Below are 24209 nucleotides of genomic sequence, written 5' to 3'. Positions count from 1 at the left end.
GAAGGTTTGCCAGATGCTGATTATCCCCGCTATCGATCTCAAGGACGGCGCTTGCGTACGTCTGCGTCAGGGCCGCATGGAAGACTCCACGGTGTTTTCCGATGACCCGGTGAGCATGGCCGCCAAGTGGGTGGAGGGTGGCTGCCGTCGCCTGCATCTGGTCGACCTGAACGGCGCCTTCGAAGGGCAGCCGGTCAATGGCGAAGTGGTCACGGCCATTGCCAAGCGCTACCCGAACCTGCCGATCCAGATCGGCGGTGGCATTCGCTCGCTGGAAACCATCGAACATTACGTCAAGGCTGGCGTGAGCTACGTGATCATCGGCACCAAGGCTGTGAAGGAGCCTGAGTTCGTTGCCGAAGCGTGCCGCGCCTTCCCGGGCAAGGTCATCGTTGGCCTGGACGCAAAAGACGGTTTTGTCGCCACCGACGGCTGGGCTGAAGTCAGCACCGTGCAGGTGATCGACCTGGCCAAGCGTTTCGAAGCCGACGGCGTGTCTGCCATCGTCTACACCGACATCGCCAAAGACGGCATGATGCAGGGCTGCAATGTCCCGTTCACCGCCGCCCTGGCTGCCGCGACGAGGATCCCGGTCATCGCTTCCGGTGGCATCCACAACCTGGGTGACATCAAGGCGCTGCTCGACGCCAAGGCGCCGGGCATCATCGGTGCGATCACCGGTCGCGCGATCTACGAAGGCACCCTGGACGTCGCCGAGGCCCAGGCCTTCTGCGATACCTATAAAGGCTGAGGACTCACCATGGCGCTGGCCAAACGCATCATCCCTTGCCTGGACGTGGACAACGGCCGGGTGGTCAAGGGTGTCAAGTTCGAGAACATCCGTGATGCCGGCGACCCGGTGGAAATCGCCCGTCGCTACGACGAACAGGGTGCGGACGAGATCACCTTCCTCGACATCACGGCCAGCGTCGATGGCCGCGATACCACATTGCATACCGTCGAGCGCATGGCCAGCCAGGTGTTCATCCCGCTGACCGTCGGCGGTGGCGTACGTACCGTGCAAGACATCCGCAACCTGCTCAATGCCGGGGCCGACAAGGTGTCGATCAACACCGCGGCGGTGTTCAACCCGGAATTCGTCGGCGAAGCGGCCCAGCACTTTGGCTCGCAGTGCATCGTCGTGGCCATCGATGCGAAAAAGGTCTCCGGCCCGGGCGAAACCCCGCGCTGGGAAATCTTCACCCACGGCGGGCGCAAACCCACTGGCCTGGACGCCGTCGAGTGGGCGAAGAAGATGGAAGGCCTGGGCGCCGGTGAGATCCTGCTGACCAGCATGGACCAGGACGGCATGAAAAACGGCTTCGACCTCGGCGTCACTCGCGCCATCAGCGATGCCCTGGGCATTCCGGTGATCGCTTCCGGCGGCGTCGGCAACCTGCAACACCTGGCCGACGGCATCCTCGAAGGCCACGCCAGCGCGGTGTTGGCGGCGAGCATTTTCCACTTTGGCGAATACACCGTGCCGGAAGCCAAGGCCTACATGGCGCATCGCGGTATCTGCATTCGCTGACTGCTGGACACCATGGCGGGCCCAAGGCACTCTTGGGCACACCATGGATTGCGGTAGCCCGACATGCTCAAACGCCTCGTTCTTGCCTTTGCCGGTGCCACGCTGCTGCTCGCCGGTACCGTCCGCGCCGCTGATATATCGCTGGTGTTACTGACGGAAAACTTCCCGCCGTACAACATGGCCAAGAACGGCAAGAACTTCGCCCAGGACGAAAACATCCATGGCATTGCCGTGGACATTGTCCGCGAAATCTTCAAGCGTGCCGATATCTCCTACAGCCTGACACTGCGTTTCCCCTGGGAACGGATCTACAAACTCGCCCTGGAGAATCCTGGTTACGGCGTGTTTGTCATGGCGCGGTTGCCGGAGCGTGAAAAGCTGTTCAAATGGGTCGGCCCGATCGGCCCGGATGATTGGATCATGCTCGCCAAGACCGACAGCAAGATCGCCCTCGGCTCGCTGGAGCAGGCGCGCCAATACAAGATCGGTGCCTACAAGGGCGACGCGATTGCCGAGACATTGGCCAAGCAGGGGCTGAACCCGATTGTCGTGTTGCGCGATCAGGACAACGCCCGGAAACTGGTCAACGGCCAGATCGACCTGTGGGCCACCGGCGACCCTGCCGGGCGTTACCTGGCGCGTCAGGAAGGGGTGAACGATCTCAAGACCGTGCTGCGATTCAACAGTGCCGAGCTGTACCTGGCCTTGAACAAAGACGTGCCTGACGACGTGGTTGCCCGGCTTCAAAAGGCCCTGGATGAATTGCGCAAGGAAGGTCAAGTGGACGCGATCATGGCGCGGTATCTCTGACCGCTGTGCAGGACTGTGCCGCCTTCATCGTCGGATCGCCGCCCGGAGCAAGCTCGCTCCCACAGTGGTTCTGAATCGGACACAAAATTTGTGTTCACAGCAGATCCCCTGTGGGAGCGAGCTTGCTCGCGATGGCGGCGACGCGGTTTTGAAATGGTTCTCAGCGGCTACCGATAAACCCCATCTTTCCCATGCCCGACCATCGCCCGATTGCTGCGCAGGCTGATCATCGACTTGATGTCGATCCATTCGATGCCCTGGCCCTTGAGCTTGGGTAGCTCGCGTTCGAGCACGGCCAGGGTCTGCGGGTAGGGATGACCAATCATCACGGCCGAGCCCTGCCGGCGGGCCAGGTCGATGGCGGTCTGGAGTTGCTGGGCGATGGCGGCTTCGGTGCGCTCGTCGTCCAGGAACACATCCCGCGACACGCTGGCGAGGCCGATCTTCTGCGCCTCGGCGGCGGCGACGGTCTGGGCGCTGGTGCGGCTGTCGACGAAAAACTTGTGGCGCTGCTGCAAATTCGCCATCAGCCACGCCATGGCCTGGGGCTGGGCGGTCATGCGGCTGCCCATGTGGTTGTTGATCCCGCTGGTGTAGGGCACTGCCGCGAAGGCGGCGTCGAGGCGCTTGCCCAGTTCTTCGACGGGCAGCTCAGGATGCCAGGCGAACGGCCCGGTGGCCGGGTCCATGGGCATGTGCAGCATGACCAGTTTGCCGGCGCGATGGGCCTCGCGGGCGAATTCGGCGGCGTGGGGTGTGTCCGGCATGATCGCGGCGGTGACCGGACCGGGGAGGGCCAGCACCCGGCGATCCCGGGGCAGGTTTTGCCCCAGGTCGTCGATGATCAGGCTCAGGTACGCCTTGTGCGGCGAAGAGGGTGTGGCGGGCGCCGCGTTAACGGCCCCCGCCAGCAGACACAGCAGGACGAAGGTGAAACGCAGGCCCATCTCAGCGGCCGGACGTGATGTTCAACCCTTTGAGCAGGCTCAGGGCCTGGGCCAACTGATAGTCGTCATCCTGCGGCATTGGCTTGGCCTTGGCGCCTGAGCCGGTCGGCTTGTCGGCACCGCCGTTGCCATTGCCGAGGTGACCTTGCAGGTCGGCTTCCTTGAAATATTCGCTGTCCTGCTCGTTGGTGATCTTGGCCTTGCGCACCTCGATGTCCGGGACGATGCCCTGGGCCTGGATGGAACGGCCGTTGGGCGTGAAGTACAGCGCGGTGGTGATCTTCAGGGCGCGGTCGTTGTTCAGTGGCAAGACGGTCTGCACCGAGCCCTTGCCAAAACTGGTGGTGCCCATGACCACACCACGCTTCTGGTCCTGCAGGGCGCCGGCGACGATTTCCGATGCCGAGGCGCTGCCGCCGTTGATCAGCACCACCAATGGCACGGCTTCGCTCAGGTCGTTACCGGTGGCCGAGAAGCGCAGTTCGGAATTGGCGATACGCCCCTTGGTGTAGACGATCAGGCCCTTGGTGATGAAGTGATCCACCACTTCCACTGCCGATTGCAGCACACCACCGGGGTTGTTGCGCAGGTCCAGGACCAGGCCGTTGAGCTTCTTGCCGTTGTCCTTGCGCATCTTGGCCAGGGCCTTGGCGACTTCTTCGCCGGTCTTGACCTGGAACTGAGTGATGCGGATGTAGCCGTAGCCCGATTCCAGCAACTGGCTCTTCACGCTCTTGACCTGGATGACTGCTCGCGTGAGGGTCACGTCGAACGGCGTGCCACCGTCGCGCACCAGGGTCAGGGTGATCTTCTGGCCGATCTTGCCGCGCATCTTGTCCACGGCTTCGGTCATGCTCTGGCCGCGGGTCGGCTGGCCGTTGATCTTGACGATGAAGTCACCGGCCTGGATGCCGGCCTTGGAAGCGGGTGTGTCGTCGATCGGCGAAACCACTTTGACGAAACCGTCTTCGCTGCCGACCTCGATGCCCAGGCCGCCGAATTCGCCGCTGGTGCTTTCCTGCAGCTCGGCAAAATCCTCCGGCCCCAGGTAGGCCGAATGCGGGTCAAGGTTGCTGAGCATGCCTTTGATGGCGTTCTCCAGCAGTACTTTGTCGTCCACCGGTTCGACATAGGCGGCCTTGATCCGGTCCATGACCTCGGCAAAGGTGCGCAGTTCGTCCAGCGGCAGCGGGGCCTTGGTGGTCGCGGCTGTGGCGGCGGGTACCGACGGGGCCGGTTCGGCGGCGAAAGCCAGGGGCGCAGCGATCACGAGGGCGATCGTCAGGGCCAGCGAGGTAAGGCGGGACAAATGCAGCATGTCGAACGAACTCCTTAATAGGATGGGCGCGCTTATCCTTGCGCACGACACCATTGGGCCGGGTCACTGGGGCGACCCTGCTGACGAATAGCGAAATACAGTGCTGGCGTATCCTGCCCGCCACTGTTACCGACCGTGGAGATGGACTCGCCGGCCTTGACCACATCCCCCGCCGCCTTGAGCAGCGTCTGGTTGTGGCCGTACAGGCTCAAATAACCGTTGCCGTGATCCAGGATCACCAGCAGGCCGGCACCGCGCAACCAGTCGGCGAAGACCACGCGCCCGCCATGCACGGCATGTACCTGGCTGCCGGCGGAGGCGCTGATCATCACGCCGTCCCACTTGGTGCGGGTGTCGTCGCCGCGGGTTTCACCGAAGCGCGCAAGCAGTCGACCATTGACCGGCCATGGAAGTTTGCCTCGTGCCGAACCAAAAGCGCCGCCGAAGGTTTCTCCGGCACTGGAAACCAGTGCGCCGGGGCTGGATTTTGCCGGTTTACGCGGTGCGTCGCCGGCGTCTGCGTCGGCCTGGGCTTCACGCAAACGCTTTTTTTCGGCTTCCTGCTGGGCGATCAGCGCTTTCTGGCGCGCTTCTTCCGCCTCTCGGGCCTGGCGGGCCAGGGTCTCTTCGATGGTTTTCAACACATTGGCCAGTTCGGCCTGGTCCTGCTCGCGGGCCTTGAGTTTGCTGTCGCGGGCCTTCACGTCGTCATTGAGCTTGGCCAGGGCCACCTGGCGTTCCTTGCGGACCTTCTCGAGCTCTTCGCGCTGGGTGTCGAGGCTGCTTTTCTGCACCAGCAACTGGGCTTGTTGCAGCTCGATGTCTTTTTCGACATTGGCCAGTTGGCGCAGGGTTTCGTTGAAGCTCTTGAGCTGTTCCAGGCGTGCCTGGCTCAGGTAATCGTAATAAGTCAGGGTGCGGGCGAATTTCTCGGGGTTCTGCTGGTTGAGCAGCAGCTTGAGATATTCCTGGCGACCGTTCTGGTAGGCGGCCCGGGCCTGGATGGCGATCAGCTTTTGCTGTTCAGTGCGCGCGCTCTGGAGTTTTTTTTTCTCTCCATCGAGCCGCTGCAGCTCGGATTCGCTTTTCTTCAGCTCTTTTTGCAGGGCCTCGACCTGCTTCTCCAGATTGCCCATCTCGGTCTCGGTGCCGCGCAGGTCTTTCTGCACGCTGGATTTCTCTTCCTGCAACTTGCCCAGCAGCTTTTTCAGCTCGGCAATGTCCTGGCGCGTGGCTTCCAACTGTTGTTGGGTTTGCGCGCGCTCGTCGGCAAAGGCCGGTTGGAGCAGGCAGGTCAGAGCGAGGGCTATCAGGACGCGAAGCATAGAGGCGGGCGACACCAGGGAAAGGGACGGCCTAGTATGCCCGCCCCACGCTGCAAAAAAAACGCCCATTTGGGGCTGTGTGATAACTGGAGCGGTGCAGGGCACTTATTTCCCGCCAAACCCCCGTGGGAGCAAAGCTTGCTCGCGATGACGTCAGCACATCCAACGAAAATGTAGATGGTTAGATTGCTATCGCGAGCAAGCTTTGCTCCCACAGGGTTTGCGGTGATTGATGGATCAATCAGACCAGGATCGACGTCCCGGTCATCTCCGCCGGCTTCTCCATGCCCAGCAGCATCAGCATGGTCGGTGCCACGTCAGCCAGCACGCCACCGTCGCGGACCTTGAAGTTGCGCTTGCCGACATAGATGAACGGCACCGGCTCGGTGGTGTGGGCGGTGTGGGCCTGGCCGGTGGATTCATCGGACATCTGCTCGACGTTGCCGTGGTCGGCTGTGATCAGTGCTTCGCCGCCGACCTTTTCCAAGGCTTCGACGATGCGGCCAACGCAGGTGTCCAGGCATTCCACGGCCTTGACCGCCGCGTCGAACACGCCGCTGTGGCCCACCATGTCGCCGTTGGCGTAGTTGACCACGATCACGTCGTAACGCTGGTTTTCAATGGCCTCGACGATGCGGTCGGTCACTTCCGGCGCGCTCATCTCCGGTTGCAGGTCGTAAGTGGCGACTTTTGGCGAGGGGATCAGGATGCGTTCTTCGCCCGGGAAGGGTTCTTCACGGCCGCCGGAGAAAAAGAACGTCACGTGGGCGTACTTTTCGGTCTCGGCGATGCGCAGTTGGGTCTTGCCGTTCTTCGCCAGGTAGTCGCCCAGCACGTTTTCCAGGCTTCCGGCGGCGAAGGCCGATGGCGCAGGAATGCTGGCGGCGTATTGGGTCAGCATCACGAAACCGGCCAGTTTCGGCTGGCGAGCGCGTTCGAACTCCTTGAAGTCGTCCTCGACAAACACGCGGGTCAGTTCGCGAGCGCGGTCGGCGCGGAAGTTCATGAACACCACGGCGTCGCCGTCTTCAACCTTCACCGGCTCACCGATGGTGGTGGCCTTGACGAATTCGTCGCTTTCGCCGCGCTCGTAGGCGGCTTGCAGGCCTTCCTGGGCGGTGGCGGCGTTGAACTCGGCGCTGCCGTCGACGATCAGGTTGTAGGCCTGGGACACGCGGTCCCAACGGTTGTCACGGTCCATGGCGTAGTAGCGGCCAATGAGGCTGGCGATGCGCCCCTTGCCGAGTGCCTGGAACGCTGCGTCCAGAAGTTCGATCGACGACGTGGCGCTTTTCGGCGGGGTGTCGCGGCCATCGAGGAACGCGTGCAGGTAGATCTGCTCGGCGCCGCGCTTGAAGGCCAGTTCGGCCATGGCGATCAGGTGGTCCTGGTGGCTGTGCACGCCACCGTCGGACAGCAGGCCCATGAAGTGCACGGCCTTGCCGGCGGCCACGGCTTTATCCACGGCGGCGCAGATGGTCGGGTTTTCGAAGAATTCACCGTCGCGGATCGATTTGGTCACGCGAGTGAAGTCCTGGTACACCACGCGGCCTGCGCCGAGGTTCATGTGGCCGACTTCGGAGTTGCCCATCTGCCCGTCCGGCAGGCCGACGTCCATGCCGCTGCCGGAGATCAGTCCGTTGGGCACGGTGGCCCACAAACGGTCCAGCACAGGCTTGTTGGCCGAATACACGGCGTTGGATTCGTGGCTGTCACTGTGACCGAAGCCGTCGAGAATCATCAGGACCAAAGGTTTAGGCGTGGTAGTCATGGAATCCACTCGTGGCGGGTTAAAAGAAGACGATGGAAAAGGGACGGGCAGTTTAAAGGTAAGTTCCGACGGCGTCACCGCCGGGCGGGGTTTGGCCGGCCTTGTGTGCTGTGTATACTGGCCGACATTTTAACGCCCTGGAACCTCCTTCGATGGTTGCTCACCTGATTGAATTTGCCACTAACCACTACCTTCTCGTCGGTATCTTCGTCGTACTGCTGGCGTTGCTGGTAGCCCATACGATGCAGGGCGGCGGCCGCAGCCTCAGTACCGCCGAGCTGACGGCGCTGGTAAACAAGGATGCCGGCGTGGTGGTGGACATCCGCCCGAGCAAGGACTACGCCGCCGGCCACATTGTCGGGGCGGTGAATATTCCCCAGGACAAACTGATCGCCCGTATCGGCGAGCTGGAAAAACACAAGGCCAAGACGCTGATCCTGGTAGATGCCCAAGGCCAGCACGCCGGCACCCACGCTCGCGAGCTGATGAAGTCCGGTTTCACCGCTGCCAAGCTGTCCGGCGGCGTTGCGAGCTGGAAAGCCGACAATCTGCCCCTGGTGAAGTGAAATGCCCCACGTTGTTGTCTATTCCAGCGATTACTGCCCCTATTGTTCCAGAGCCAAGTTCCTGCTCCAGAACAAAGGCGTGGCTTTCGAAGAGATCAAGGTCGACGGCAAGCCGCAACTGCGCGCCGAAATGACCCAGAAGGCCGGGCGCACGTCCGTGCCGCAGATCTGGATCGGCAGCACCCACGTGGGCGGTTGCGATGATCTGTTCGCCCTGGAGCGCGCCGGCAAGCTCGACGCACTGCTCAAGGCCTGAATTTCCCACTGAAAGAACCTGAAAGTAAGAAGGATCTGCGATGACTGACCAACAGAACACAGCTGCCAGCGAAGACGAAGCCGCACCGCAATTCTCCTTGCAGCGCATTTATGTACGTGACCTGTCCTTCGAAGCCCCGAAAAGCCCGGCGATCTTTCGCCAGCAGTGGGAGCCGAGTGTAGGCCTGGACCTGAACACCCGCCAGAAAGCCCTGGAAGATGACTTCCACGAAGTGGTGCTGACCCTGTCGGTCACCGTAAAAAACGGTGACGAAGTGGCGTTCATCGCCGAAGTGCAGCAGGCCGGGATCTTCCTGATCAAGAACCTGGATGCGGCCTCGATGAGCCACACCCTGGGTGCATTCTGCCCGAACATTCTGTTCCCTTACGCCCGCGAAACCCTGGACAGCCTGGTGACCCGCGGTTCGTTCCCGGCCCTGATGCTGGCCCCGGTGAACTTCGATGCCCTGTATGCGCAAGAACTGCAGCGCATGCAGCAAGAAGGCGGCGCGACCGTTCAGTAAACGGCGCTGCCAGCCCGGCACAAACCCTGTGGGAGCGAGCCCTGTGGGAGCCGAGCTTGCTCGCGATGAACGATGACGCGGTTTTGCAGTAGAACCGTGTTGACCTCATCGCGAGCAAGCTCGGCTCCCACAGGCTCGCTCCCACAGGTGTTTCTGGCGGATAGGAAGGGCTCAGGCGAAGCCGTTCTGCCGCCACGCCTCATAAACCGCCACTGCCACGGTATTGGACAGGTTCAGGCTGCGGCAGCCTTCGCGCATCGGCAGGCGCAGGCGCTGGTCGGCGGGCAGGGCGTCCAGCACGTCGGCCGGCAGGCCACGGCTTTCCGGGCCGAACAGGAACGCATCACCGGCGACGAAGCTGGCGTCATGGAACGGCCGCGAACCCTTGGTGGTAAAGGCGAACAGGCGCGGATGCCCCAGGCTCTCCAGACAACTGGCAAGGTCGGCATGACGCTGCAAGGTGGCATACTCGTGATAGTCGAGACCGGCACGGCGCAGGCGTTTGTCGTCCATCTCGAAGCCCAGCGGTTCGATCAAATGCAGGTGGCAGCCGCTGTTGGCGCACAACCTGATGACGTTGCCGGTATTCGGCGGAATTTCCGGTTGAAAAAGGATGACGTGAAACATGCACGGCTCCGCAGATAAAGATGAGCGGCATTCTACGCCGCAAACCGACCGACGTTCGAAGCTAATGCCTCGGGTGATGGGCTCGTTGGCGATCTTTGGCTTGATGGTGGGATTGATGATCGGTCGCTTGACCACGCCTGAGCCGAGTGCGCTGCAGCAGGTCGAGGTGACTGATGGCGTGCTTGTGGCCTGGTTCAACAATGAACCCAAGCTCCATGGGGAAATCGTCGACGGCTCAGTAGCGCTGCTGTTCCAGGCAGAAGGTCGGCCGCAGAAGGGCCAACTCAAGCTCAACGGCAAGGACGTGAACTGGCGGGTGCGTTTGAGTGACAAGGGGTTGTTGCTGACGCTGGTGGCGGCGCGTGCGTTGCGGGGAGAGTGGACCGGCAGCGAGGTCGATGACCGCTGGCGGCTGGAGGTCCGTCTCCAGGAGCAATAAAAGAGGGAATCCCCGGCCTGCCTGTACCAAGGTCCCCAAAACGGGAGGGCGTGCGCTAAGCGCATGGCCCTGGATGTAAAGAAGGGAAACCTTGACCTGCCTGTATCAAGGCCCCCAAAACAGTGGGCTCGATGAGCCCGGTATAAAATGGGGAATCCCCGGCCTGCCTGTACCAAGGTCCCCGAAACTGGGTAGTGATTGGGTTATTGCAGGGGGCGTGCCAGTTTTAAATGGTTTGTCACAAAAACACTGCTGGTGATGCGAAAAGCCCCGTATTCCGGGGCTATTGCTTTTGTTTGTGCGGTTTTTTTCGAACTGGATCGATTGGTTTTGGCTCGTTGTGCATGCGCAATTGCGGTTCGCAGTGCATTGATGCGGTGCACACAGTCCTTTAAAAAGCATCGTCGGATCGCCGCCCGGAGCAAGCTCGCTCCCACAGGGGATCTGCGGTGAACACAAATTTTGTGCCTGATGCAGAACCATTGTGGGAGCGAGCTTGCTCGCGATTGGCCTTCAAGATCAGCGAAGGGTTAAAGGCCGATCAGCCCTCATCCCCGTCATCATCATCCCCACCGTCAACCTTCATCCCCAATTCCTTGATCTTGCGGGTCAAGGTATTGCGGCCCCAGCCCAGCAGCACGGCGGCGTCGCGGCGGCGGCCGGCGGTGTGCTTGAGGGCGGTTTCGATCATGATCCGCTCGAAGCTGGGCACGGCACTGTCCAGCAGGCTCGACTGGCCACGGGACAGGGCCTGGTCGGCCCACTGGCGCAGGGCTTGCTCCCAGTTGGTCACCGGAGCCGAATCCTGCGGCAGGCTCAACAGCTCTGGCGGCAGGTCGCTGATGTGCACTTCGCGACCCGAAGCCATCACCGTGATCCAGCGGCAGGTGTTCTCCAACTGACGCACGTTGCCCGGCCACGGCAGGTTCTTGAGGTATTCCTCGGTTTCGCTCTTGAGCAGCTTGGGCTCGACCGCCAGTTCCTGGGCCGCGCGGCTGAGGAAGTGCCGGGCCAGGGTCGGGATGTCTTCGCGACGATCCGCCAGGCGCGGGATATGAATGCGGATCACGTTCAGGCGGTGGAACAAGTCCTCACGGAATTTGCCGGCGTGAACCAGGGTTTCCAGGTTCTGGTGGGTTGCGGCAATGATGCGCACGTCCACCTTGACCGGCGTATGCCCGCCGACCCGATAGAACTCGCCATCGGCCAGTACGCGCAGCAAGCGGGTCTGGGTGTCCGCTGGCATGTCGCCGATTTCATCGAGGAACAACGTGCCGCCGTCGGCTTGCTCGAAGCGCCCGCGCCGCAGGTTGGCCGCGCCGGTGAATGCACCTTTTTCGTGGCCGAACAGCTCGGACTCCATCAGGTCCTTGGGAATCGCCGCCATGTTCAGCGCGATGAACGGCGACGCCGCCCGTGGACTGTGGCGGTGCAGGGCGTGGGCCACCAGTTCTTTACCGGTGCCCGACTCGCCATTGATCAGCACGGTGATGTTGGAGTGGCTCAGGCGCCCGATGGCGCGAAACACTTCCTGCATAGCCGGCGCTTCGCCGATGATTTCCGGGGTACGGGCCAGGGCCGGCACCTCTTCCATGCCCTGTTGTTCCTGGGCGTGTTGATTGGCGCGCTTGACCAGCGATACCGCTTCATCGACGTCGAACGGTTTGGGCAGGTACTCGAAGGCTCCGCCCTGGTAGGACGCCACGGCGCTGTCCAGGTCGGAATGGGCGGTCATGATGATCACCGGCAGCCGCGGATGCTGTTCGCGAATCCGCGCCAGCAGGTCCAGGCCGCTGGCGCCAGGCATGCGGATGTCGGAGATGATGACGTCCGGTTGCTGACGCGCCAGGCGACTCATCACCCCATCGGCGCTGTCGAAGCTCTGGGTGGTCATGCCTTCCTGTTGCAAGGCTTTTTCCAGGACCCAACGGATAGAACGGTCGTCATCGACGATCCACACGGTTTCACTACGGCTCATGTCGATGTGGCTCCTTGTTCCAGTGGCAGGAAGATCGAGAAGGTGGTGTGGCCGGGGTGGCTTTCACACTCGATCAAGCCCTGATGCTGACTGATGATGTTCTGGGTAATGGCCAGGCCCAGCCCGGTACCGTCCGGACGGCCGCTGACCATGGGAAAAAAGATGGTTTCCTGCAGCTCGGCAGGGATGCCCGGGCCGTTGTCGATGATTTCGATCTTGGTCACCAGGCGATGGCGCACGTGGCCGATGGTGAACTGGCGCATGGCACGGGTGCGCAGGCTGATGCGACCCAGGCGCAGCTCGTTCTGGCTGCTGATGGCTTGCATTGCGTTGCGCACGATGTTCAGCACGGCCTGGATCATCTGCTCGCGGTCGATCAGGACATCGGGGATGCTCGGGTCGTAGTCGCGCACCAGCGTGATGCAACCCTGGCTTTCCGCTTCCACCAGGCTGCTGACGCGTTCGAGCACCTCATGCACGTTGCACATCGCCAGTGATGGCAGCTTGTTCGAGCCGAGCATGCGATCCACCAGGTTGCGCAGGCGGTCGGCTTCCTCAATGATGACGTTGGTGTAGTCCTTGAGGCTTTCTTCCGGCAGTTCGCGGGCGAGCAACTGCGCCGCGCCACGAATCCCGCCGAGGGGGTTCTTGATCTCATGGGCCAGGCCGCGCACCAGCATCTTGCTGGTTTCCTGCTTGGACAATTGCGCTTCTTCCTTGGTGATGCGCAGCAGGCGATCACGCGGGTGGACTTCCAGCAGCAGCAGGGTGGCGCCGTTGTTCAGGATCGGCGTAACCGCGTAGTCCACGGTCAGGGTCTGGCCGGTCAGCGCGGTGAGCATTGCCTCGCGCTTGGTGAACGGATGGGCCTGTTCCACCGCCTGGCGCAAGGAGTTGAGCGCTTCGGTGGATTCGGTGAACAGCTCGCTGATGAACTGCCCGTGGCTGCGCTGGCCACTGACGGCCAGGAGCATCTCCGCCGCCGGGTTCATGTACTCGAGGCGAAGTTCGGCGTCGAGCAGGATGGTTGCGGTGGTGAGGTTGTCGAGCAGCAAGCGGTGTAGTGCGTCGCTAATGGTCATCAGGACCTCTTTTGGAGCGTAGCAACTTGGGACCGGTCCCAAATTGCGCGCGCGATTAATGCGCTGTTACAAGGAAAATGCAAAAACCAAACCAAGGCTCCGAAAAGAAGCGTTTAGAGCCTCAAAAAGGTGTTTTTCGCCCGGTTGCGTGGCATTCAGCCAGCTTTTACGGGTACTTTCGAACCAAAATGGGTTTGGGATCTGAGTAGTGTGCAATGTATTGCACCAATATAGTGCTCGGCCCTGAGTGGTGTTAGAAGAACGGCAGGATGCTGCTTTTTTCTTCTTCAGGCTTTTCGGCGAGGGGGCATTCGGGGCGTTGACCGTAGTCGGTCGTGGTGCAGGGCTTGATGCGGCGCTTCTGCGCCAGGGACATGCGTTGCATATGGAAGGGCTGGTTGGCGGTGCGTTCGACGATGCGGTCCTGCTCATCGAGGATTTCTACCGCCAGGTGATGGGTGCCTCGATCGATGTTGCTCAAGGCAAATACCGGGCTCGGCCCCGGCGCGCCCGTCGGCTGGCCGTCGAGCAGCAGGCGGTAGCGGTGGCCTGTTTTCAGGCCGGGTTCGCTGGTGACGCTGACGATCAGTTCGCCTGCGGTGCTGCGTATCGTCGCGTCCGGCTCGGGTATCAACAGTCGGAGCATTTCGTAACGAAACAGCGGCTCGGGCCGGGCTTCGGCGGTGGGCGCCGTTGTTGTGCCCGGGGGCGTTGGCATCCGGTTGCCGGGTGGCAGTTGGACTTTCTTCGCATTACCGGGGCGCGGCTGATCGGTGAAAACGCGATTACCCTGGGCATCGATGTAGGTGTAGACCTGCGCCACCCCAGGCAGCGCCGCCAGCGCCAGGCTAAGCGCGAGCAGCCAGCGGATCATGGCTGGTGCACCCGTTGCACGGTGAACGTGACGGTTTCGCTTTGTTGCACGAGGGTGTCCCCGTCTATGACTTGAACCGCCAGGCTGTGCTCGCCACGATCGATGTTCACCAATTGCAGGCGCGGTACGTTGGTCGGCTGGCCGTAGGGTTGGCCGTCCAGCAGCAGCCGGAACAGGTGAGGGCTCTGCAGGCGCGGTTGCGCCCGCACGCCAACGGTGAAGGTGCCGTTGTTGGCGCGCAGGGCTTCTTCGGTGGGGATGTCCGTCAGTTCCAGTACCTCGTAGGCATTGCGCGGCTCGTCGCTGTTGGCGGGGGCCGGCGGTGTGTCCGGGCTGGCCGGGGATTGGCGTTCGATACTGTTGAGCGGCGGCAACTCCACCGTCTGGGCTGGTACGCCTTGGGGCGGCTGGTTGCTGTAGGCGGTGTTGCCGTCGGCGTCGGTGTACTTGTAGATCTGCGCGGCGGCGGGCAGTGCCAGCAGCAACAACAGGATGATTGAAAAACCGCGACCCATGGAAAATCGACCGAAAACGAAAAGTGATGGATTGCAGCATAGGTCAGGGAGGGTGATTGACCCAAGTTGTTGCACCCAAACCCTGTGGGAGCGAGCTTGCTCGCGATAGCGGTATGTCAGTCACTGAGATATTGGCTGTGCCGGCCTCATCGCGAGCAAGCTCGCTCCCACAGGGGAAGGGGGGCTGTCTTAAGCTTTTGTGGAGATACACAGTTCTCCGGTCGCTCGAATCAGGGCGAGGCGGTGCACCGGATGTTGCTTGTTGTGGTGGGTGGCTCGGGCCAGCCATTGCGGGCACTGCGGGTCGGTGCGGTAGGGGGCGAAGTCGGCCAGTTGTTGCAGCAGGCGTTTTTGCAACCGGTCGAGTTGCGGGCGGATCTGTCCCACCAGGTCCGGGCGCGGGAGGTCCGGGGCCTTGCCTTCCTGGGCCCAGTCGGACAAGTTGATGTACTGCACCATTTTGTTGGCTTCTATCTGGGCGGAGAAAAACGCTTCCACGGTTTCGCCACTCAGCTTGTAGGCCGGCGCCTGGGTGACAGCCGCGGCAATGACTTCACGCTCGCGCTGACGGTCTTCTACCGGTTTATGGCTGTCCCATTTGCTCAGGGCCACTTGATCGGCCAGGGCCAGGCGTTCGCCAATGGCGTTAAGCAGCGGGGTCAGGGCCTCGGGGGCTTGAGTCGAGGCGGCTTCGGCGGTGGTGGCCAGCAGCGCGGCTGACAGGGCAAGGCAGAGTTTGAAGCGCAAAGTCATGGACAGTCTCGTCTTCTATGGGGGGGGGGCGACGGGGCATCATGCACGTAACTGGCGCCCATAAAAAAGGCCTCCCGAAGGAGGCCTTTCTTTATTGCACGCCGTGCGTGGCGGCGCTTACTGGATTAGCAGCTGTAGTACAGCTCATATTCCAGTGGGTGTACGAAGGTGCGAACCTTGATTTCTTCTTCGCTTTTCAGTGCGATGTAAGCGTCGATGAAGTCATCGCTGAATACGCCACCCTTGGTCAGGAAGGCGCGGCCCTTGTCCAGCTCTTCCAGGGCTTCTTTCAAGCTGCCACACACCTGTGGAATTTCCTTGGCCTCTTCAGGCGGCAGGTCATACAGGTTTTTGTCAGCGGCGTCGCCAGGGTGGATCTTGTTCTGGATACCGTCCAGACCGGCCATCATCAGTGCAGCGAAGGCCAGGTACGGGTTGGCAGCCGGATCCGGGAAGCGTGCTTCGATACGGCGGGCTTTAGGGCTGTTCACGTAAGGAATACGGATCGAGGCGGAACGGTTGCGAGCCGAGTAGGCCAGCATGACCGGGGCTTCGAAGCCAGGTACCAGGCGCTTGTAGGAGTTGGTCGACGGGTTGGTGAAGCCGTTCAGGGCCTTACCGTGCTTGATGATACCGCCGATGAAGTACAGGGCGGTGTCCGACAGGCCGGCATAACCTTCGCCTGCGAAGGTGTTCTTGCCGTCCTTGGAGATCGACATGTGAACGTGCATGCCCGAACCGTTGTCGCCGTACAGAGGCTTCGGCATGAAGGTCGCGGTGCGACCGTAGGCGTCAGCAACGTTGTGTACGCAGTACTTCAGGGTCTGGACTTCGTCAGCCTTCTTCACCAGCGTGTTGAATTTCACGCCGATTTCGTTCTGGCCGGCAGTTGCCACTTCGTGGTGGTGAACTTCCACGGTCTGGCCCATTTCTTCCAGTGCGTTGCACATGGAGGTACGGATTTCGTGGTCGAAGTCGAACGGTGGAACCGGGAAGTAACCGCCTTTGATGCCTGGACGGTGGCCTTTGTTGCCGCCTTCCACGTCCTGGTCGGACATCCACGAACCCTGTTCGGAGAAGATCTTGAACATGGAGCCGGAGATGTCGGACTTGAATTTGACCGAGTCGAAGATGAAGAACTCAGGCTCAGGACCGAAGAAAGCGGTGTCGCCGATACCGGTGGACTTCAGGTATTCCTCGGCGCGGTGGGCGATGGCGCGTGGGTCGCGGTCATAGCCTTGCATGGTCGAAGGTTCGATGATGTCGCAGACCAGGATCAGGGTCGGCTCTTCGGTGAACGGGTCCAGGACGGCAGTTTCGTCGTCCGGCATCAGGATCATGTCAGAGGCTTCGATGCCTTTCCAGCCGGAGATGGAGGAACCGTCGAACATTTTCCCGATTTCAAAGAATTCGTCGTCCAGCGCATCACGGGCCGGCATGGTCACGTGATGTTGAGTACCTTTGGTGTCAGTGAAGCGCAGATCAATCCACTTGACGTCATGATCTTTGATGAGTTGAACCGACTTCGACATATGTCCTCCGGGTGGCTTCGGGCGGGTAGTGGAGTGCCCTTAGATATGGGTGATGCCGGCGCGAATACTCTGCCATGGCAACCTGCCTCACAAGGGAGCAAATTGCATGCCAGTGCCCCAGCATGGGTTTTTTGCACCAAATCCACGCTTTTAAAGGCGTAAATCAAAGATTGTCAGACAATAACGCACTGCAATGTGGCGCCGCCAATCGATAATGACCTGTTTTGGTGCATGCAAAACCATCTGCACATAAACTGGTTAAACCTTGAGCAATTTCCGCTATAATCCGCGCCCCCCTTTTTCGGCTGGCCGTTCGCGCGCTGTTTTCATGAAACTAATCGTAAAAGTCTTCCCCGAGATCACCATCAAGAGCCGCCCGGTACGGATGCGTTTCATCCGCCAGTTGGCCAAGAACATCCGTGCCGTGCTCCGAGACCTGGACCCGGCCGTGGTGGTGAATGGCGTGTGGGACAACCTCGAGCTGGAAACCCGTGTCAGCGAACCCAAGGTCCTGAAGGAAATGACCGAGCGCCTGAGCTGCATGCCGGGCATCGCGCATTTCCTGCAAGTCGATGAATACCCGCTGGGGGATTTCGACGACATCCTCGCCAAGTGCATGCTCCATTATGGTGATGCCCTGGCCGGCAAGATTTTCTCGGTGCGCTGCAAGCGTGCCGGCAAGCACCCGTTCAGTTCGATGGATGTGGAAAAGTACGTCGGCAGCCAGTTGCGCCGACAGTGCGGCGCGGCCGGTATTTCGCTGAAAGACCCGCAGATCGAAGTGCGCATCGAAATTCGCGACCAGCGGCTGTTCGTGATCCACAGCCAGCACAACAGCATTGGCGGTTATCCGCTGGGTTCGCTGGAGCAGACCCTGGTGCTGATGTCCGGCGGTTTCGACTCCACGGTGGCCGCCTACCAGATCATGCGTCGCGGGTTGATGAGCCATTTCTGCTTCTTCAACCTCGGCGGACGCGCCCATGAACTGGGCGTGATGGAAGTGGCGCACTTCATCTGGAAGAAGTACGGCAGCTCCCAACGCGTGTTATTTGTGAGTGTGCCGTTCGAAGAAGTCCTGGGCGAGATTCTCGGCAAAGTCGATAACAGTCATATGGGCGTCATTTTGAAGCGTATGATGTTGCGCGCCGCTTCACGAATTGCCGACCGCCTGCAAATCGATGCGCTGGTGACCGGCGAGGCGATCTCCCAGGTGTCGAGCCAGACGTTGCCGAACCTGTCGGTGATCGACTGCGTGACCGAGAAGCTGGTCTTGCGGCCGCTGATTGCCAGCCACAAGCAGGACATCATCGACCAGGCCAATGAAATCGGCACCGCCGAGTTTGCCCGGCACATGCCGGAGTACTGCGGCGTCATCTCGGTCAACCCGAAGACGGCGGCCAAGCGCGGGCGGGTGGAGCACGAAGAGAAAGAATTCGACATGGCGGTGCTCGAGCGTGCGCTCGAAAACGCCAGGCTGGTGCCAATCGATCGAGTCATCGATGAGTTGGGCCAGGACATTCAGATTGAAGAAGTCGGCGAAGCGCTGGCCGGTCAGATCATCATCGACATCCGTCACCCGGACGACGCTGAAGACGACCCGCTGAGTATCGCCGGCATCGAGGTAAAAACGATGCCGTTCTATGCAGTGAACGCGCGTTTCAAGGAACTGGACCCTACTCGCCAGTACCTGCTGTATTGCGACAAAGGCGTGATGAGTCGCCTGCATGCCCACCATTTGCTCAGTGAGGGGCATGCCAATGTGCGCGTTTATCGACCGAGCTAAGTGCCCGGGGCTGTTTGCCTGTGGCCTGCGTCACCGGCCCCCCGACGCCGCCGACAGGCTGTAACGGCTTTGTCGGACTCAACGTAAATCGCTGCCACGACCTGTCAGCACACCGAATCCTCTGATCGAGATACACAAGTGATCGAAAATCTACGCAACATCGCCATCATTGCTCACGTTGACCATGGTAAGACCACCCTGGTAGACAAACTCTTGCGTCAATCCGGCACCCTGGAGCGCAACGAGCTCAACGACGAGCGCGTGATGGACTCCAACGACCAGGAAAAAGAGCGCGGTATTACCATCCTGGCGAAAAACACCGCCATCAACTGGAATGGCTACCACATCAACATCGTGGACACCCCGGGCCACGCCGACTTCGGTGGTGAAGTAGAGCGCGTGATGTCGATGGTCGACTCCGTGCTGCTGCTGGTTGACGCTCAAGACGGCCCTATGCCGCAAACCCGTTTCGTGACCAAGAAGGCTTTCGAAGCCGGCCTGCGTCCGATCGTGGTGATCAACAAGGTTGACCGTCCAGGCGCGCGTCCGGACTGGGTTCTGGACCAGATCTTCGACCTGTTCGACAACCTGGGTGCCACCGAAGAACAGCTGGACTTCAAAGTCGTCTACGCCTCGGCCCTGAACGGTATTGCCGGTCTGGACCACACCGCCATGGCTGAAGACATGACCCCGCTGTACCAGTCGATCGTCGACGACGTACCAGCGCCGAAAGTCGACCGTGACGGTCCGTTCCAGATGCAGATCTCGGCACTGGACTACAACAGCTTCCTGGGTGTTATCGGTGTTGGCCGTATCGCCCGTGGTCGCATCAAGCCGAACACCCCGGTGGTTGCCATCGACGCCGACGGCAAGAAGCGCAACGGTCGTATCCTCAAGCTGATGGGTCACCACGGCCTGCACCGCATCGACGTTGAAGAAGCAGCGGCCGGCGACATCGTCTGCATCAGCGGCTTCGAGCAACTGTTCATCTCCGACACCCTGTGCGACCCACTGAACGTCGAAGCGATGAAGCCGTTGACCGTCGACGAGCCAACCGTTTCCATGACCTTCCAGGTCAACGACTCGCCATTCTGCGGTAAAGAAGGCAAGTTCGTGACCAGCCGTAACATCAAGGAACGCCTGGACAAAGAGCTGCTCTACAACGTGGCACTGCGCGTTGAAGAAGGCGACTCGGCCGACAAGTTCAAGGTCTCCGGCCGTGGTGAGCTGCACCTCTCGGTACTGATCGAAACCATGCGTCGCGAAGGCTTCGAAATGGGTGTGGGCCGTCCTGAAGTGATCATCCGCATGGTTGATGGCGTCAAGCACGAACCGTACGAAAACGTGACCATCGACCTGCCGGAAGAATCCCAGGGCGCGATCATGGAGCAAATGGGCCTGCGTAAAGGCGACCTGACCAACATGGTTCCGGATGGCAAGGGCCGTGTGCGCCTTGAGTACAACATCCCGGCTCGTGGCCTGATCGGTTTCCGTAACGAGTTCCTGACCCTGACCTCCGGTGGCGGTATCCTGACTTCGATCTTTGATCGTTACGACGTGATGAAGTCCGGCGACATGTCCGGCCGTCAGAACGGCGTCCTGGTATCGGTTGCGACCGGCAAGGCACTGACCTACTCGCTGGAAACCCTGCAAGCGCGCGGCAAGCTGTTCGTCGAGCACGGCCAGGATATCTACGAAGGTCAAATCGTCGGCCTGAACAGCCGCGACAACGACCTGGGCGTGAACCCAACCAAAGGCAAGAAGCTCGACAACATGCGTGCTTCGGGCAAAGACGAAACCATCGCTCTGGTTCCGCCGGTCAAGTTCACCCTGGAGCAGGCTCTGGAGTTCGTGCAGGAAGACGAGCTGTGTGAAGTCACTCCTAAGTCCATCCGTCTTCGCAAGAAGATCCTGGGCGAAAGCGAGCGTACCCGCGCTGCCAAGAAAAGCGGCAACTGAGTTTCGACTTAGTTAACAGCTAAAAAAACGCCCCCGGTCGTGAGATCGGGGGCGTTTTTTTATGCCTGGAAATTATTGGGTGTCTGATAGGGCCCCTTCGCGAGCAAGCCCGCTCCCACAGTGGATCTTCAGTGGACACAGATTTTGTATCCGCCGTAGATCCATTGTGGGAGCGGGCTTGCTCGCGAAAGCGATCTGCAAAACGCCGCAGAAACTAGCAGTCGATCAGAATTTGTCCAGCGTCCGCGGATTCCGCTCGCGCTCCACTTCCTTGGGCTTGTAGGCGCAATAGCCCGGACGTGGCCCGACCCGCGGATGGTTGCGGCAGGTGTCTGGACGTTTCTCGTAAATGGTGCACAACCGGCTTTTGCGGTCCAGATAAAGGCAATCGTTGTTGCTCATGCGCTGGAGCGTGAAGATTTCCGACTTCTGGTTGTAGCGCTCGACGATCCCTTCCTTTTGCAGGCGCTTGGCGATGTTCTTCGGCGGGTCGCCCAGTTCGAACTCATCGACGATGCCAATGCGGATCAGGTCCTTGATCTTGACCTCCACCGGCAGCGTGCAGCAGCTCGACACGCAGGAACCGCACATCGGGGCGGAGTACTTGGCCCAGGTATCGAGTCGGTCGATCTCCGCGGCGGCGATCAGGTTGGGCTTCATCATCACGGTTTACCAGCATGCATCAGGGCGCGCGATCATACCGGGACTGGTGAAATTTTGAACGACCATCCGCCAGTTTTTTTTCATCCCGGCCAAACCCGCCCGGATCGGCACGGCCCCTGCATTCATTCGACCATCCGGCAATTCCATGGCGACGATTCTCCGACACTCGGGAAATCCACCGAACCAAGAGCCTGTACCGTCTGTCAGACCGTCTAGGCTCAGACAATTCCATGCTCGTTCGAGGTCTTATCAATGACTCAAGAACCACTTGTTCGCGAAGCCGAAGTTGCCGCATTTCGCGACGCCGTGTTGACCAAACTCACTTATGCCGTCGGCAAGGACCCGGATCATGCGTTTGATCACGACTGGTTCGAAGCCATCGCCCTCGCCGCCCGCGACCACATGGTCGATCACTGGATGGACCACACGCGACAGATCTACCGCAAGGGCCAGAAGCGCGTCTATTACCTCTCCCTGGAATTCCTCATCGGTCGCTTGCTCTACGACAGCCTGAGCAACCTCGGCCTGCTGGATACCGCCCGCGAAGCCCTGACCGAGCTGGGTGTGGACCTGGAGCGCATCCGTCTGCTCGAGCCGGATGCGGCGCTGGGTAACGGCGGTCTTGGCCGCTTGGCCGCATGTTTCATGGAAAGCATGTCCACACTGGGCATTGCCGGCCATGGCTACGGCATCCGTTATGAACACGGCCTGTTCCGCCAGGCGATCGTCGATGGCTGGCAGCAGGAGCAGACCGAACACTGGCTGGATTTCGGCAACCCGTGGGAGTTCGAGCGGCCGGAAGTGGTCTACCCGATCGGCTTTGGCGGCAGTGTCGAGACCGTCACTGATGATGCCGGCAAGACCCGCCAGGTCTGGTCCCCGGCCGAAACCGTGCGGGCCATCGCCTATGACACACCCGTGGTGGGCTGGCGCGGTGCCAGCGTCAACACCCTGCGCCTGTGGCGTGCCCGCGCCGTGGAAGACCTGCACCTGGAGCGCTTCAACGCCGGCGACCACCTGGGCGCGGTAGCCGAAGTGGCCCGGGCCGAAAGTATTTCCCGCGTGCTGTATCCGGCCGACAGCACTGAGGCCGGCCAGGAACTGCGTCTGCGCCAGGAATATTTCTTCGTGGCCGCCTCGCTGCAAGACCTGCTGCGTCGTCATCGCAACATGCACACCTCAGTGCTGACCCTGGGCGATCACGCCGCGATCCAGCTCAACGACACTCACCCGTCCATTGCCGTGGCCGAGCTGATGCGGCAACTGGTGGATGTCTACGACGTGGCTTGGGACGCGGCCTGGCAGATCACCCAGGACACGCTGTCCTACACCAACCACACGTTGTTGCCCGAAGCCTTGGAAACCTGGCCGGTGGGGCTGATGGAGCGCATGTTGCCCCGGCACATGCAGATCATCTACCTGATCAACGCCCAGCACATCGATTCGCTGCGAGCCAAGGGCGTGCACGACTTTGATGTGCTGCGTTCGGTTTCGCTGATCGAAGAGGACAACGGTCGCCGGGTGCGCATGGGCAACCTGGCATTCCTCGGTTCCCACAGCGTCAATGGCGTGTCCGGGTTGCATACCCAGCTGATGCGTAGCACGGTGTTTTCCGAGCTGCACAAACTCTATCCGGATCGGATCAACAACAAGACCAACGGCATTACCTTCCGCCGCTGGTTGTTCCAGGCCAACGCCGAATTGACCTCGATGATGGTCGATGCCCTCGGCCCGAGCGTGCTCGACAACCCCGAGGAGCGCCTGATCGAACTGGAGCCGTTTGCCGACAAGCCCGCGTTTCGCAAGCTGTTCGCCGAGCAGCGCTTGCACAGCAAGAAGGCCCTGGCTTATCTGATCCACGAACGCCTGGGCATCGCCGTGAACCCGGCGGCGATGTTCGACGTGCAGGTCAAGCGGATCCATGAGTACAAGCGCCAGTTGCTCAACCTGATGCACACCGTGGCGCTGTACCAGGCGATCCGCGCCGAGCCGGAAGTGGACTGGGTACCGCGGGTGAAGATCTTCGCCGGCAAGGCCGCCGCCAGTTATCACCAGGCCAAGCTGATCATCAAATTGACCAACGACATCGCCCGGGTGGTGAACAACGACCCGACCGTGCGAGGCCTGCTCAAAGTGGTGTTCCTGCCCAACTACAACGTCAGCCTGGCCGAAAGCATCATTCCGGCGGCGGACCTGTCGGAGCAGATCTCCACGGCCGGTTTCGAAGCGTCGGGCACCAGCAACATGAAGTTCGGCCTCAACGGCGCACTGACCATCGGCACCATGGACGGCGCCAACGTGGAGATGCATGAGCGCGTCGGCGGTGAGCACATGTTCATCTTCGGCCTGACTGCCGAGCAGGTGGAGGCCCGCAAGCAAAACGGTGAGTTCAGCGCCGCGCCGGATATCGCCGCGTCCCATCGGCTCAACGATGTGTTGCAGGCGATTCGCGGCGGGGTGTTCTCGCCGGATGATCCGATGCGCTACGCCGGGCTCGTGGACTCGTTGGTCGATTACGATCGCTTCCTGGTCTGCGCCGACTTCGACTCGTACTGGAACGCCCAGGCCAAGGTCGAAGAGCGTTGGCACGACTCCAAGCAATGGTGGCGTTCGGCGGTGCTCAACACCGCGCGCATGGGCTGGTTCTCTTCGGACCGGACCATCCGTGAGTACGCGACCGACATCTGGAAAGCCCTGGAGTAGCATTTGCTGTAAGAAATGTGAGCGAAGCCCAACGGCGGTTGGGCTTCGTCGATATACTAGGCGCCAGTTTCGCCGGGCTGGGGTGTGGCCGGGCTCAGCACTGGAAGTGCCAACAATCCAATGTGGGAGCGAGCTGTGTGGGAGCAAGGCTTGCCCGCGATGAAAACGCCGCGGTCTCTTGAGGACCGCAGCGCCTGGATCGCGAGCAAGCTTTGCTCCCACACAGCTCGCTCCCACAGGGTTTGGGGGTTTCC

23 protein-coding genes are annotated in these 24209 nt (G+C 61.0%); 10 read left to right on the top strand and 13 right to left on the bottom strand.

Features of this window, described 5'->3' with window-relative positions; genetic code table 11:
- The first annotated feature begins 13 nt into the window (after positions 1-13).
- The 3 genes from hisA to Q7F16_RS20355 all read left to right on the top strand — a co-directional run bounded on the left by hisA (position 14) and on the right by Q7F16_RS20355 (position 2341).
- Positions 14-751: a 1-(5-phosphoribosyl)-5-[(5-phosphoribosylamino)methylideneamino]imidazole-4-carboxamide isomerase gene (gene hisA, locus Q7F16_RS20365; protein WP_046064087.1), complete on the top strand. Its 738-nt coding sequence runs from the start codon at positions 14-16 to the stop codon at positions 749-751.
- Between the two features lie 9 nt (positions 752-760).
- Positions 761-1531 carry an imidazole glycerol phosphate synthase subunit HisF gene (gene hisF / locus Q7F16_RS20360; protein WP_003196830.1) on the top strand — a complete coding sequence of 257 codons (771 nt, stop codon included), beginning with the start codon at positions 761-763 and terminating at the stop codon, positions 1529-1531.
- Between the two features lie 63 nt (positions 1532-1594).
- On the top strand, positions 1595-2341 hold the full coding sequence (locus Q7F16_RS20355; protein ID WP_046064089.1) for a substrate-binding periplasmic protein: 747 nt from the start codon (positions 1595-1597) through the stop codon (positions 2339-2341).
- Positions 2342-2508: 167 nt separating this feature from the next.
- Here the strand turns inward: Q7F16_RS20355 and Q7F16_RS20350 are convergent, their stop codons facing one another.
- The 4 genes from Q7F16_RS20350 to gpmI form a co-directional block, all read right to left on the bottom strand.
- Positions 2509-3288 carry a divergent polysaccharide deacetylase family protein gene (locus Q7F16_RS20350; protein WP_095963316.1) on the bottom strand — a complete coding sequence of 260 codons (780 nt, stop codon included), beginning with the start codon at positions 3286-3288 and terminating at the stop codon, positions 2509-2511.
- 1 nt (position 3289) lies between these two features.
- A complete protein-coding gene (locus tag Q7F16_RS20345; protein ID WP_014336102.1) occupies positions 3290-4606 on the bottom strand; it encodes a S41 family peptidase in 1317 nt (438 codons plus the stop codon).
- 32 nt (positions 4607-4638) lie between these two features.
- Positions 4639-5931 (bottom strand): murein hydrolase activator EnvC family protein, encoded by a 1293-nt coding sequence (locus tag Q7F16_RS20340; protein WP_014336103.1) that lies wholly within the window; start codon positions 5929-5931, stop codon positions 4639-4641.
- A gap of 241 nt (positions 5932-6172) precedes the next feature.
- Complete coding sequence (gene gpmI / locus Q7F16_RS20335) at positions 6173-7702, bottom strand: 2,3-bisphosphoglycerate-independent phosphoglycerate mutase (RefSeq protein WP_046064091.1); 1530 nt, start codon at positions 7700-7702, stop codon at positions 6173-6175.
- A 152-nt stretch (positions 7703-7854) separates the two neighbouring features.
- Here gpmI and Q7F16_RS20330 point away from each other — a divergent pair, with 152 nt between their 5' ends.
- Genes Q7F16_RS20330 through secB form a run of 3 tightly spaced genes read left to right on the top strand, consistent with a single transcriptional unit; the run spans position 7855 to position 9047 of the window.
- Positions 7855-8268, top strand: coding sequence for a rhodanese-like domain-containing protein (locus Q7F16_RS20330; RefSeq protein WP_014336105.1), 414 nt, complete (start codon positions 7855-7857; stop codon positions 8266-8268).
- 1 nt (position 8269) lies between these two features.
- The gene (grxC, locus tag Q7F16_RS20325; protein WP_014336106.1) at positions 8270-8524 is read left to right on the top strand and encodes a glutaredoxin 3; all 255 of its coding nucleotides are present in this window, start codon (positions 8270-8272) and stop codon (positions 8522-8524) included.
- A 40-nt stretch (positions 8525-8564) separates the two neighbouring features.
- Entirely contained in the window at positions 8565-9047 is a 483-nt protein-coding gene (secB, locus tag Q7F16_RS20320) for a protein-export chaperone SecB (protein ID WP_014336107.1), read from the top strand.
- A gap of 171 nt (positions 9048-9218) precedes the next feature.
- Here secB and trmL read toward each other — a convergent pair whose 3' ends face one another.
- On the bottom strand, positions 9219-9674 hold the full coding sequence (gene trmL / locus Q7F16_RS20315) for a tRNA (uridine(34)/cytosine(34)/5-carboxymethylaminomethyluridine(34)-2'-O)-methyltransferase TrmL (protein ID WP_046064092.1): 456 nt from the start codon (positions 9672-9674) through the stop codon (positions 9219-9221).
- On the opposite strand from trmL, the gene Q7F16_RS20310 reads away from it, so the two are divergent.
- Positions 9673-10113: a hypothetical protein gene (locus Q7F16_RS20310; protein WP_014336109.1), complete on the top strand. Its 441-nt coding sequence runs from the start codon at positions 9673-9675 to the stop codon at positions 10111-10113. The genes trmL and Q7F16_RS20310 overlap by 2 nt on opposite strands.
- A gap of 541 nt (positions 10114-10654) precedes the next feature.
- Here Q7F16_RS20310 and ntrC read toward each other — a convergent pair.
- From ntrC to glnA, 6 genes are all read right to left on the bottom strand, one after another.
- Positions 10655-12091 (bottom strand): nitrogen regulation protein NR(I), encoded by a 1437-nt coding sequence (ntrC, locus tag Q7F16_RS20305; protein WP_013692071.1) that lies wholly within the window; start codon positions 12089-12091, stop codon positions 10655-10657.
- A complete protein-coding gene (gene glnL / locus Q7F16_RS20300) occupies positions 12088-13173 on the bottom strand; it encodes a nitrogen regulation protein NR(II) (protein WP_014336111.1) in 1086 nt (361 codons plus the stop codon). Before glnL ends, ntrC begins: the two co-directional genes overlap by 4 nt.
- A 253-nt stretch (positions 13174-13426) precedes the next feature.
- A complete protein-coding gene (locus tag Q7F16_RS20295) occupies positions 13427-14047 on the bottom strand; it encodes a DUF4124 domain-containing protein (RefSeq protein WP_046064093.1) in 621 nt (206 codons plus the stop codon).
- On the bottom strand, positions 14044-14562 hold the full coding sequence (locus Q7F16_RS20290; protein ID WP_079301540.1) for a DUF4124 domain-containing protein: 519 nt from the start codon (positions 14560-14562) through the stop codon (positions 14044-14046). Before Q7F16_RS20290 ends, Q7F16_RS20295 begins: the two co-directional genes overlap by 4 nt.
- Before the next feature lie 189 nt (positions 14563-14751).
- Entirely contained in the window at positions 14752-15315 is a 564-nt protein-coding gene (locus Q7F16_RS20285; RefSeq protein ID WP_079301541.1) for a chorismate mutase, read from the bottom strand.
- A 125-nt stretch (positions 15316-15440) separates the two neighbouring features.
- Complete coding sequence (glnA, locus tag Q7F16_RS20280) at positions 15441-16847, bottom strand: type I glutamate--ammonia ligase (protein WP_014336114.1); 1407 nt, start codon at positions 16845-16847, stop codon at positions 15441-15443.
- Positions 16848-17175: 328 nt separating this feature from the next.
- On the opposite strand from glnA, the gene thiI reads away from it, so the two are divergent.
- Positions 17176-18630, top strand: coding sequence for a tRNA uracil 4-sulfurtransferase ThiI (thiI, locus tag Q7F16_RS20275; protein WP_003196863.1), 1455 nt, complete (start codon positions 17176-17178; stop codon positions 18628-18630).
- A gap of 138 nt (positions 18631-18768) precedes the next feature.
- Positions 18769-20589, top strand: a complete 1821-nt coding sequence (typA, locus tag Q7F16_RS20270) for a translational GTPase TypA (RefSeq protein ID WP_003186725.1) — start codon at positions 18769-18771, stop codon at positions 20587-20589.
- A 225-nt stretch (positions 20590-20814) separates the two neighbouring features.
- Here the strand turns inward: typA and Q7F16_RS20265 are convergent, their stop codons facing one another.
- Positions 20815-21252 carry a YkgJ family cysteine cluster protein gene (locus Q7F16_RS20265; protein ID WP_003196865.1) on the bottom strand — a complete coding sequence of 146 codons (438 nt, stop codon included), beginning with the start codon at positions 21250-21252 and terminating at the stop codon, positions 20815-20817.
- A gap of 6 nt (positions 21253-21258) precedes the next feature.
- Entirely contained in the window at positions 21259-21399 is a 141-nt protein-coding gene (locus Q7F16_RS20260; RefSeq protein ID WP_155767778.1) for a hypothetical protein, read from the bottom strand.
- Between the two features lie 105 nt (positions 21400-21504).
- Between Q7F16_RS20260 and Q7F16_RS20255 the strand changes: the two genes are divergently transcribed.
- Entirely contained in the window at positions 21505-23955 is a 2451-nt protein-coding gene (locus tag Q7F16_RS20255; protein ID WP_014336116.1) for a glycogen/starch/alpha-glucan phosphorylase, read from the top strand.
- Positions 23956-24209: the final 254 nt, after the last annotated feature.

The organism is Pseudomonas sp. Lb2C2 (assembly GCF_052112205.1).
GTDB lineage: Bacteria > Pseudomonadota > Gammaproteobacteria > Pseudomonadales > Pseudomonadaceae > Aquipseudomonas > Aquipseudomonas kilonensis.
Note: the sequence above shows the minus strand (reverse complement) of the source record. Positions and strands in the feature narration are given on the sequence as shown.

Coding starts and splice junctions, on each gene's coding strand:
- Q7F16_RS20295 (WP_046064093.1), bottom strand. CDS start 14,047: ATGATCCGCTGGCTGCTCGCGCTTAGCCTGGCGCTGGCGGCGCTGCCT.
- Q7F16_RS20350 (WP_095963316.1), bottom strand. CDS start 3,288: ATGGGCCTGCGTTTCACCTTCGTCCTGCTGTGTCTGCTGGCGGGGGCC.
- trmL (WP_046064092.1), bottom strand. CDS start 9,674: ATGTTTCACGTCATCCTTTTTCAACCGGAAATTCCGCCGAATACCGGC.
- Q7F16_RS20260 (WP_155767778.1), bottom strand. CDS start 21,399: ATGGAATTGCCGGATGGTCGAATGAATGCAGGGGCCGTGCCGATCCGG.
- Q7F16_RS20285 (WP_079301541.1), bottom strand. CDS start 15,315: ATGACTTTGCGCTTCAAACTCTGCCTTGCCCTGTCAGCCGCGCTGCTG.
- grxC (WP_014336106.1), top strand. CDS start 8,270: ATGCCCCACGTTGTTGTCTATTCCAGCGATTACTGCCCCTATTGTTCC.
- gpmI (WP_046064091.1), bottom strand. CDS start 7,702: ATGACTACCACGCCTAAACCTTTGGTCCTGATGATTCTCGACGGCTTC.
- glnA (WP_014336114.1), bottom strand. CDS start 16,847: ATGTCGAAGTCGGTTCAACTCATCAAAGATCATGACGTCAAGTGGATT.
- Q7F16_RS20340 (WP_014336103.1), bottom strand. CDS start 5,931: ATGCTTCGCGTCCTGATAGCCCTCGCTCTGACCTGCCTGCTCCAACCG.
- ntrC (WP_013692071.1), bottom strand. CDS start 12,091: ATGAGCCGTAGTGAAACCGTGTGGATCGTCGATGACGACCGTTCTATC.
- hisF (WP_003196830.1), top strand. CDS start 761: ATGGCGCTGGCCAAACGCATCATCCCTTGCCTGGACGTGGACAACGGC.
- thiI (WP_003196863.1), top strand. CDS start 17,176: ATGAAACTAATCGTAAAAGTCTTCCCCGAGATCACCATCAAGAGCCGC.
- Q7F16_RS20310 (WP_014336109.1), top strand. CDS start 9,673: ATGCACGGCTCCGCAGATAAAGATGAGCGGCATTCTACGCCGCAAACC.
- Q7F16_RS20330 (WP_014336105.1), top strand. CDS start 7,855: ATGGTTGCTCACCTGATTGAATTTGCCACTAACCACTACCTTCTCGTC.
- secB (WP_014336107.1), top strand. CDS start 8,565: ATGACTGACCAACAGAACACAGCTGCCAGCGAAGACGAAGCCGCACCG.
- Q7F16_RS20345 (WP_014336102.1), bottom strand. CDS start 4,606: ATGCTGCATTTGTCCCGCCTTACCTCGCTGGCCCTGACGATCGCCCTC.
- glnL (WP_014336111.1), bottom strand. CDS start 13,173: ATGACCATTAGCGACGCACTACACCGCTTGCTGCTCGACAACCTCACC.
- hisA (WP_046064087.1), top strand. CDS start 14: ATGCTGATTATCCCCGCTATCGATCTCAAGGACGGCGCTTGCGTACGT.
- Q7F16_RS20255 (WP_014336116.1), top strand. CDS start 21,505: ATGACTCAAGAACCACTTGTTCGCGAAGCCGAAGTTGCCGCATTTCGC.
- Q7F16_RS20265 (WP_003196865.1), bottom strand. CDS start 21,252: ATGATGAAGCCCAACCTGATCGCCGCCGCGGAGATCGACCGACTCGAT.
- Q7F16_RS20355 (WP_046064089.1), top strand. CDS start 1,595: ATGCTCAAACGCCTCGTTCTTGCCTTTGCCGGTGCCACGCTGCTGCTC.
- Q7F16_RS20290 (WP_079301540.1), bottom strand. CDS start 14,562: ATGGGTCGCGGTTTTTCAATCATCCTGTTGTTGCTGCTGGCACTGCCC.